Consider the following 5,005-nt stretch of genomic DNA (forward strand, 5'->3'; position numbering starts at 1 on the left):
CTCGCTGATCCCGGTGATCACGATCTTTGCAATCGTCTCGGGCTATCTGCTGGGTGGTACGGTCCTGGTTGAAACGGTGTTCAGCCTTGATGGAGTGGGCCGCCTTCTGGTGAATGCGATCTCGCAGCGCGACTACCCGGTTGTGCAAACCGGCGTCATCCTGACAGCGGCGGTTTTCGTGCTGACCAACACCATCGCCGACATTCTCTATGGCATCATCGACCCCCGCGTGACGGAGCAACGAAATGGCTGACTCCCGCCTCCGCTCCCTTGCCCGGCAGGCTGGGCCTGTCACGGTGATCGCTGTCATCATTTTGCTGTTCATGATCCTTGTCGGAATACTTGAGCCCTATCTGCCCTCGGCTGCGGCCAAGGAAGTGGGCTCTGGCCCCCGTCGCGCGCCGCCATCTGCCGAGTGGATGTTTGGAACCGACAACCTCGGTCGATCAATCTTTTCGCGCATTCTTGAAGGCATTCGCCTGACCTTTCTGCTGTCGGCAACCGCAGTGGCGCTGGCAGGCATCGTCGGCTCGATCATCGGGATGGCTGCCGCATGGTATCGCGGAATATTCGATCTTCTGATCGCGCGTTTCGCGGATGTTCTTTTCGCGATCCCTTCGATCATCCTCGGCTTGATCATCGCTGCGATTATCGGCCCGGGCTCGCTCTCTGCCGTGGTCGCGATCTTTCTTATCGTGCTGCCGACAATGATCCGCGTTGTGCGGTCTGCCGCGATGGGCATCGTGACGCGCGATTTCGTCATCGCCGCGCAAATCTCGGGGGCAACAACATCGCGCATATTGTTCAAGCACGTCCTACCAAACGTGGCCTCGGTGACCATTGTGCAAATGGCCTATTTGCTGTCCATTGGCATGATTATTGAAAGCGGGCTGAGCTTTCTGGGTCTTGGGGTTCAGGCGCCCAATAGCTCGCTGGGTGTGCTGCTGCGCGAAAACTCGGCTTTCCTCAACATTGCGCCCTGGATGGTCCTCGCGCCGGGTGCCATGCTGACGCTTGCGATCCTTTGCGTAAACTATGTTGGTGACGCCGCGCGCAATATCATTGAACCCTCTAGCCCACGGCCGCTGGAATAACCCATGAGCGAAATTGCAATCAGTTTCAAAGACCTCGTGCTGGAATTTGGTGCCGTACGCGCGCTGGATGGTGTCAGCATTGATGTGCGTGCGGGAAAGATCCTTGGCATCGTGGGTGAGTCCGGCTCGGGCAAATCCACCGTTGGCTTTGCAGCCGGTCGATTGATGCCGCATGGCGTGAGGCCCGCCTCCGGTAAACTTGAGGTACTTGGAAAAGACGTCTGGTCATTGCCGATTGAGGAGATGCGCGCAATGCGTATCGCGGATCTGCGCTATATTTTCCAAGACCCTATTGCGACGCTTGATCCGACCAAGAAAGTCGGTGCGCAAATTGGCGAAGCAGCGACCAAAACCCCATCGCTCTCCGCCATTCATGACGTGCTACGCGAAGTTGGAATGAATGATCCCGAAACAGCCGCGCGGGCTTGGCCGCATGAATTGTCAGGCGGCATGGCGCAGCGCGTTGTGATCGCAATGGCCTTGATCAGTGCCCCAAAGGTAATCATCGCTGATGAAGCGACAAGTGCGCTGGATGCATCTGTCCGTACCCGCATTCTTGAACTCATGCGGGAGGCGTCGCGTGCGCGCGGCATTACCTTGCTGTTGCTGAGCCACGATCTTTGGGCCGTGCGAAAATTCTGCGACGACATTGCTGTGATGTACGCGGGCCGGGTCGTTGAGCAAGGCCCCGCAGAAGCGATCTTTGCCCAGCCCGCGCATCCTTATACCCAAGCCCTGATTGCTGCGACTGTCGGCCACGAGAAACGCGGCGAAAAGCTTGCCACGATCGAGGGTATCCCGCCGCAACTGCGCGGGCCGTCCAAAGGCTGCGCTTTCGCCCCGCGTTGCGCCCATGCGAATTGGGCTGTCTGTGACACGCGGCGCCCTGAATATGAGCAAAAGGAAGACCGCTGGATCCTCCTCTGCCACCGTTGGCGCGAGATTGCAGGAGGCGCAAATGGCCCTGATTGAAGCGCGAAGCATTGGAATCGATTTCGACATCGGCCCTCCATGGGCGCGCCGCAAACTGCGTGCGCTGCAAGACGTTGATCTGTCCGTGAACGAGGGTGAAATCATCGGCGTCGTCGGCGAATCCGGTTCCGGTAAATCTACGCTCGGTAACCTTTGCATCGGCCGAAACACACCGACCATGGGCGAGTTGCTTTACCGTGGTCGACCCTTGAATTCGATCCAGCGCAAGGACCGCGCCGGAAAATTCGCGGCGGTTCTCCAGCATCCGAAATGGTCGCTGAACCCGATGCTGCGCGTTCGCGACAGCGTGGCAGAGCCCTTGCAGATCACCGGCACTGCGGGTTCCAAAGCGGACACAACGCGCATCGTTGGTGCGATGCTGGAACAAGTGGGCCTGCGCGCAGATTTTCAAGAGCGTTACCCGCATGAGCTTTCAGGTGGGCAACGGCAACGCGTCTCAATTGCGCGCGCGCTCATCACCAAGCCTGAATTCGTGCTTTTCGACGAGGCGGTTTCGGCGCTCGATGTCTCCGTGCAGGCGCAGGTGCTCAACATGATCAAGGACCTGCAGGCCGATGCCGGCTTTTCCGCGATTTTCATCTCTCACGATCTCGCGGCAACACGCTATGTCGCCAGCCGCATTGCTGTCCTTTACGCGGGCCGCATGGTCGAGGACGCCCCGGCAGAAAGCTTCTATGGCCTCGCGGGGCACCCCTATTCCCAAGGCCTGCAATTCGCCTCGGGCCTTACGGATGACGAGGCCCTGGAACTCCGCCTTGGCCAGATCGACCTGACCGCAAAGGGCTGTCCATTGGCAGAGCGATGCCCGAAGGTGATGGAGGCCTGCCGCGCCTCAATGCCGCAAATGGAGCAAAGAGACGGGCGGCGCTATGCCTGTTTCGCGGGATGACCCGCGATGCGGCGATTGCCGCCATTACCGATTATTTCGACGTCGGGCGTTTCCAAAGTGACCTTGCGGCACTCGTAGCCTACCCCAGCGAGAGCCAGAGCCCTGGAGCCGGGCCCGAACTCTTGCGTTACCTGACCGAGGCGATGTTGTCCCGGCTGACGGCGGCGGGATTTGCTTGCGAGATTTTCGACAGCCCGCTGCATCCTTCCTTTCGTGACATTCGTGCGGCATGCACTGACGGGCAATGGACAAGCTGCGCATCTACATAAATCCGATCGGCTGCCATTTGTACATCGTAGCGCTACTCATCCCGCGCTGACGGCACAGCTCAGCAGCACGGACACCGCCCTCAATCTGGCGCAGCACACCCATAGTCTGGGCCTCGGTGAAACGTGTCGTCTTCATCGGAATCTCCTCGTTTATCGTGCCGAGAAAAATTCTACTTCCTCATCCCGTTAAGATCGGGGGGATTACCCGGTCAAATGGGGGAAGACTGTTGATTTATTGGACTTTTGCAGTGAAGTAAGCAGCTGAATACAATCACCCTAAGGCGATTGACTTAGCGTGCACCCCGTCTGCTTTTTGCGCACGCGTTACAGACAGGATAAGTCAGTGTCCGAAATAGGCTTCGGTCAGGCGGGGATCATCGCGTAGCTCTTCTACTGTACCGGATGCACGGATGGCCCCGCTTTCCAGAACATAAAGCCGCTCGGCAAGGGTGAGGGCAAAGTTTGCGTTCTGCTCGGTAATGACGATGGTTAGCCCCATCTCGTCGCGCAGACGGCGCAGGGCGGCGGCAATCTCGACACAGACCTTGGGGGCCAGACCGATTGTCGGCTCGTCCACAATCAGCAAACGCGGGCTGGTCATCAGCGCGCGGCCAAGCGAGACCATCTGACGCTCACCCCCCGACTGGGTGCTTGTCTCCTGCGTTGCGCGTTCTTCCAAGCGCGGGAACAGTTTGTAAACGCTCTCAAGATTGGCCGTGGTATCTCCGCGCGCCGTGTAAGCCCCCACCATGAGATTGTCGTAGACGGACATATAGGGAAACAGGTTGAACCGTTCAGGGCCATAGCCGATGCCACGCTGGACTGCCTTCGCAGGGCCACCCGTGAGAGGTGCGCCGTCGAACATGATCTGGCCCGTGGTTTTGGTCAGGCCCATAACACTATCAAGCAAGGTTGATTTTCCCGCACCGTTGGCGCCAACCACGGCGATGATCTCGCCCTTTTCGACTTCTAGTGATACATTATGCAGTGCTTGCGCCTTGCCATAGAAAGCGCAAAGGTTTTCGATATTCAAAAACGCCATTATACGGCTCCCAGATATGATGAGCGCACACCGCTGTCTGCCATGACATCGACAAAGCGGCCTTCGGCAATTTTTGTCCCCTGATTGATCGCGACGGCACTGTCCACCAAAGGCTCCAGCGCCTTGAGGTCGTGACTGACGATTAGAAAGGTCATACCGTCCTTGCGCATCTGCTGGATCAGTGCAGCGATCTGGGCAATTTCGCCCACAGTGAGACCGGCAAAGACTTCGTCCAGCAGCATAACTTTGGGGTTCGTCGCCATCGTGCGGGCCAGTTCCAGCTTGCGCAGATCACCCATCGACAGCTCGTCCGGCGTGCGCTCCAGGTCATGCTCCGAGAAGCCAACGCTCAGCGCCAGCTCAACCTCGCGGTCGCGATTGGGGCTGCGGGTGATCATTTGCCAGATACTATCGGGCATCAGGCCGACGCGGATGTTCTCCAGCACATTCAACTCACCAAAAGGGCGCGGCACCTGATAGGTGCGCGACACACCCTGCCGGATGCGCGCAGGGGTGGAGAGGGTCGATATCTCCTGCCCAAACAAGCTGATCGTGCCGCAGGTCTGGCGAAGCTCTCCCATGATCTGGCTAAACACGGTGGTCTTGCCCGCACCATTCGGCCCGATCAGGCCAACGGACTGGCCGTCTTCGAGATTGAAACTCAGGTCATTTGTGGCCGTCAGACCGCCGAATTTCTTCACAAGGTTTTCTATGGTCA

7 protein-coding genes and 1 pseudogene are annotated in these 5,005 nt (G+C 58.5%); 5 read left to right on the forward strand and 3 right to left on the reverse strand.

Annotated features, from left to right (window positions below; genetic code table 11):
• The 5 genes from ACFDSS_RS13375 to ACFDSS_RS13395 form a co-directional block, all read left to right on the forward strand.
• Positions 1–253, forward strand: a 253-nt coding sequence (locus ACFDSS_RS13375) for an ABC transporter permease subunit (RefSeq protein WP_375256228.1), incomplete at its 5' end; no start/stop codon positions are given.
• Positions 246–1,094, forward strand: coding sequence for an ABC transporter permease (locus ACFDSS_RS13380; protein ID WP_375256229.1), 849 nt, complete (start codon positions 246–248; stop codon positions 1,092–1,094). The genes ACFDSS_RS13375 and ACFDSS_RS13380, both read left to right, overlap by 8 nt.
• A 3-nt stretch (positions 1,095–1,097) precedes the next feature.
• Positions 1,098–2,066, forward strand: coding sequence for an ABC transporter ATP-binding protein (locus ACFDSS_RS13385; RefSeq protein WP_375256230.1), 969 nt, complete (start codon positions 1,098–1,100; stop codon positions 2,064–2,066).
• Positions 2,053–2,976, forward strand: coding sequence for an ATP-binding cassette domain-containing protein (locus ACFDSS_RS13390; protein WP_375256231.1), 924 nt, complete (start codon positions 2,053–2,055; stop codon positions 2,974–2,976). Before ACFDSS_RS13385 ends, ACFDSS_RS13390 begins: the two co-directional genes overlap by 14 nt.
• Entirely contained in the window at positions 2,973–3,245 is a 273-nt protein-coding gene (locus ACFDSS_RS13395) for a hypothetical protein (protein ID WP_375256232.1), read from the forward strand. The genes ACFDSS_RS13390 and ACFDSS_RS13395 overlap by 4 nt, the downstream gene beginning before the upstream one ends.
• Before the next feature lie 10 nt (positions 3,246–3,255).
• On the opposite strand, the pseudogene ACFDSS_RS13400 reads toward ACFDSS_RS13395, so the two are convergent.
• From ACFDSS_RS13400 to ACFDSS_RS13410, 3 genes and pseudogenes are all read right to left on the reverse strand, one after another.
• Positions 3,256–3,381 (reverse strand): annotated as a pseudogene (locus ACFDSS_RS13400) (transposase); the annotation flags it as partial.
• A 204-nt stretch (positions 3,382–3,585) separates the two neighbouring features.
• Entirely contained in the window at positions 3,586–4,287 is a 702-nt protein-coding gene (locus tag ACFDSS_RS13405) for an ABC transporter ATP-binding protein (protein WP_375256233.1), read from the reverse strand.
• A partial coding sequence (locus ACFDSS_RS13410; protein WP_375256234.1) for an ABC transporter ATP-binding protein occupies positions 4,287–5,005 on the reverse strand: 719 nt, incomplete at its 5' end. The genes ACFDSS_RS13410 and ACFDSS_RS13405, both read right to left, overlap by 1 nt.

This window comes from Yoonia sp. (assembly GCF_042093035.1).
In the GTDB taxonomy this organism is placed as follows: Bacteria; Pseudomonadota; Alphaproteobacteria; order Rhodobacterales; family Rhodobacteraceae; genus Yoonia.

Bases quoted from the DNA above. Each gene is read 5' to 3' on its own strand.
- ACFDSS_RS13405 (WP_375256233.1), bottom strand. From the start codon at position 4,287: ATGGCGTTTTTGAATATCGAAAACCTTTGCGCTTTCTATGGCAAGGCG.
- ACFDSS_RS13385 (WP_375256230.1), top strand. From the start codon at position 1,098: ATGAGCGAAATTGCAATCAGTTTCAAAGACCTCGTGCTGGAATTTGGT.
- ACFDSS_RS13395 (WP_375256232.1), top strand. From the start codon at position 2,973: ATGACCCGCGATGCGGCGATTGCCGCCATTACCGATTATTTCGACGTC.
- ACFDSS_RS13390 (WP_375256231.1), top strand. From the start codon at position 2,053: ATGGCCCTGATTGAAGCGCGAAGCATTGGAATCGATTTCGACATCGGC.
- ACFDSS_RS13380 (WP_375256229.1), top strand. From the start codon at position 246: ATGGCTGACTCCCGCCTCCGCTCCCTTGCCCGGCAGGCTGGGCCTGTC.